The following is a 4,389-nucleotide window of genomic DNA, read 5'->3' on the forward strand; positions in this document are numbered from 1 at the left end:
TGGGAGTCAGTGCGACGTCCACGGACGCGGCCGGTAATGCCACGACGACGACCACCACACACGGCTACGCCATTGATACGACCGCGCCTGCGCTGACGGTTTCAGTTGATTCGATTACGTCGGACAATGTGATCAACGCTGCTGAGTCTGGCGCTGAGACGACTGCGGTGACTGGTACGGTTGTTGCCGAGGACGGCACATCGACGACGGTGACGATCACCGTCAATGGCCAGCAGTACGCGGCTACGGTGGATGTGGCAGCAGGTACTTGGACTGCCGATATTGCGACCAGCGATCTGGTGGCAGATAGCTCGGTGGGTGTCAGTGCGACGTCTACGGACGCGGCTGGCAATGCCACGACGACGACTGCCACGCACGACTACGCCATTGATACGACGGCGCCTGAGCTGACGATCACGGTTGATTCGATCACTGCCGACAATGTGGTCAATGCCGCTGAGTCTGGCGCGTCAGTGGATGTCACTGGTGCGGTGGATGGTGAGTTCAACGCGGGCGATACCGTCACGTTGACGGTGAACAACACCGAGTACACTGGCACGATTGCTGCGAACGGCTCGTGGGCCATTGCGGTTGCGGGTTCTGACTTGGCCGCGTCTGATTCCTTGGATGTGTCGGTTACTACAACCGATGCAGCGGGCAATAGCACGACAACGACTACCTCTCACAGCTACAGTGTCGATGTCACGGCACCTGAACTGACGGTCGCTGTGGACCCGGTCACGTCTGACAACGTCATCAACGTCGCCGAGTCCGGTGCTTCGGTGGATATCACCGGTGCAGTGACTGGTGAATTTAACGAAGGCGACACCATCACCCTGACGGTGAACGGCACCGAGTACGTCGGCACTGCTGGTGAGGGTGGCGCGTGGACGATTGCTGTTGCTGGCTCTGATCTGGCTGCTGCCACCTCTCTGGAAGTGTCAGTCACGACGACGGATGCTGCGGGCAATAGCACGACGCAGACAACGACTCACAGTTATGGCGTCGACACCACTGCGCCTGCGCTGACGGTCTCGGTGGATCCGATCACGTCTGATAACGTGATCAACGTTGCTGAATCTGGCGCTGAGACGATAGCGGTGACTGGTGCAGTTGTCACCGAGGCAGGTACTGAAACGACGGTCACGGTGACGGTCAATGGTCAAGAATATACGGCCACGGTAGATGTGGCCGCGGGCACTTGGACGGTTGATGTCGCGACCGATGATCTGCTGGCGGATAGTTCGGTGGCGGTGAGTGCGACCTCTACTGACACAGCCGGTAATGCCACGACGACGACCGCCACGCACGGCTACTCGGTTGATGTCGAAGCGCCGGAACTGACGGTGTTGATTGATCCGATCACCTCCGACAATGTCATCAATGCTGCTGAGTCTGGTGCTTCGGTGGATGTCACCGGTGCGGTGACTGGTGAGTACAACGCGGGCGACGCCGTCACGCTGACGGTGAACGACACCGAGCACACCGGCACGGTAGCTGCGGATGGTACATGGACGATAGCGGTTGCGGGTTCTGACCTGGCAGCTACTGACTCGTTGATCGTCTCGGTGACGACGATCGATGCAGCAGGTAACGGCACGACGCAGGTCGCCACGCACAGCTATGGCGTAGACACGACTGCACCTGAACTGACTGTCTCGGTTGACTCTATCACTGCCGACAACGTGATCAATGCAGCTGAATCTGGTGCTGAGATGATTGCGGTGACCGGTTCCGTTTCGGCTGAGGCTGGTACAGAGACGACGGTCACGGTGACGGTCAACGGTCAGCAGTACGCGGCCACGGTGGATGTGACTGCAGGTACTTGGACCGTTGATGTTGCGACCAGTGATCTGCTGGCAGATAGCTCCGTGGGAGTCAGTGCGACGTCCACGGACGCCGCAGGCAACAGCACGACCACATCCACCACTCACACCTACTCGATTGACACCACTGCACCTGAGCTGGCAGTTTCGGTTGATCCGATCACGTCTGACAATGTGATCAATGCTGCTGAGTCTGGCGCGTCAGTGGATGTCACTGGCGCGGTGGATGGTGAGTTCAGCGAAGGTGACGCTGTCACCTTGACGGTGAACGGTACTGATTACATCGGAGCTGTCGCGGCGGATGGCACGTGGACGATAGCGGTCGCTGGCTCCGATCTGGCGGCTTCTGATTCACTGGCAGTATCGGTTACGACTGCCGATGTTGCGGGTAACAGTACGACGACTACCTCCACCCATGGTTATGGCGTAGATACCGCTGCGCCTGAGTTGGCGGTTTCTGTGGATCCGGTCACTACCGACAACGTCATCAACACTGCTGAGTCTGGTGCAGAGACGATTGCGGTGACTGGCGCAGTTGTCACCGAGGCAGGTACTGAAACGACGGTCACGGTGACGGTCAATGGTCAGGAATATACGGCCACAGTAGATGTGGCCGCAGGCACTTGGACAGTTGATGTAGCGACCAGCGACTTGCTGGCAGACAGCACAGTGGCTGTGGGCGCGACGTCCACCGATGCGGCTGGTAACGCTACGACGACGGCTGCCACGCACAGCTACGGTGTGGACACGACTGCACCTGAACTGACGGTGTTGGTTGATCCGATCACCTCCGACAATGTCATCAATGCTGCTGAGTCTGGTGCTTCGGTGGATGTCACCGGTGCGGTGTCGGGTGAGTTCAACGAAGGTGATGCCGTCACTCTGACGGTGAACGGCACCGAGTACGTTGGCACTGCCGGTGAGGGTGGCGCGTGGACGATTACTGTTGCGGGCTCCGATCTGGCTGCTGCCACCTCTCTGGAAGTGTCAGTCACGACGACGGATGCTGCGGGCAACGGCACGACAGTGTCGAGTACTCACGCCTATTCGGTTGACGTTGCAGCGCCCGAGTTGACGGTATCTGTGGATTCGATTACATCCGATAACGTGGTCAATGCGGCCGAATCTGCTGCGTCAGTGGATGTTACTGGTACGGTGACTGGTGAGTTCAACGCGGGTGACACCGTCACGTTGACGATAAATGGCACCGAGTACACCGGTGCTGTCGGTGAGGATGGCGCGTGGACTATAGCGGTTGCCGGATCCGATCTGGCTGCTGCCACCTCTCTGGATGTGTCGGTCACGACGACGGATGCGGCTGGCAACAGCACGACTGTGACCTCTAGCCACAGCTATGGCGTAGACACGATAGCGCCTGAGCTGACTGTGTCTGTTGATCCGGTCACTACCGACAACGTCATCAACATCGCTGAATCTGGTGCTGAGACGATTGCGGTGACTGGAGCGGTTACCGCCGAGGCCGGCGCTGAGACAACGATTACTGTCACGGTCAATGGTCAGCAGTACGCAGCTACTGTGGATGCTGCGGCAGGCACTTGGACGGTTGATGTTGCGACCAGCGACCTGCTGGCCGATAGCGCGGTGGCTGTGAGTGCGACGTCTACGGACGCGGCTGGCAATGCTACGACTACATCCGCTACTCATGGTTACTCGGTTGATACTGATGCGCCTGAGCTGACTGTGTCTGTTGATCCGATCACGCCTGATAACGTCATCAATGCCGCTGAGTCTAGCGGGTTGGTGAATGTGGCTGGCAAGGTGACTGGTGAGTTCAGTGCGGGTGACACCGTCACTCTGACGGTAAACGACACCGAATATACCGGAGTTGCTGCTGCTGATGGCACGTGGGCGATAGCGGTTGCAGGCACCGATCTGGCTGTTGCTACCGCTGTGGATGTGTCGGTGACGACGACCGACGCGGCCGGTAATAGCACGACGACGACCACTTCCCATGCCTATGGTGTCGATACTACTGCCCCGGATCTGACGATCGCGGTTGATTCGATCACCAATGACAACGTCGTCAATGCTGCTGAATCCGGTGCTGCCGTGGCTGTTACCGGTGCGGTAAATGGCGAATTCAACGAAGGCGATGCTGTCACGCTGATGGTGAACGACACCGAGTACACCGGCGCTGTTGCTGCGGACGGTTCGTGGACCATTGCTGTTGCCGGTTCTGACCTGGCGGCCACCGACTCGTTGACCGTCTCGGTGACGACGACCGATGCGGCAGGCAATAGCACGACGCAGACGACGACGCACAGCTACGGTGTCGATACGACGGCACCTGAGTTGACCGTTTCGGTGGATTCGATTACCGCCGACAACGTCATCAACGCGGCTGAGTCTGGTGCTGCCGTGGATGTCACTGGCACTGTGATTGGTGAGTACAACGCAGGCGACGCTGTTACGCTAACGGTCAACGACATCGAGTACACCGGTGCGGTTGCTGCTGATGGCACGTGGGCGATAGCGGTTGCAGGCACCGATCTGGCTGCTGCCACGTCTTTGGATGTGTCGGTTACGACGGCCGATGCGGCAG

At 58.9% G+C, this 4,389-nt stretch carries 1 protein-coding gene; it reads left to right on the forward strand.

The genetic code is table 11. From position 1 onward, the window contains the following. Positions 1–4,389, forward strand: a 4,389-nt coding sequence (locus OOZ48_RS18355) for a beta strand repeat-containing protein (RefSeq protein ID WP_269500261.1), incomplete at both ends; no start/stop codon positions are given.

The sequence above is a fragment of the Castellaniella sp. S9 genome, from assembly GCF_027257175.1.
Taxonomy (GTDB): Bacteria; Pseudomonadota; Gammaproteobacteria; order Burkholderiales; family Burkholderiaceae_B; genus Castellaniella.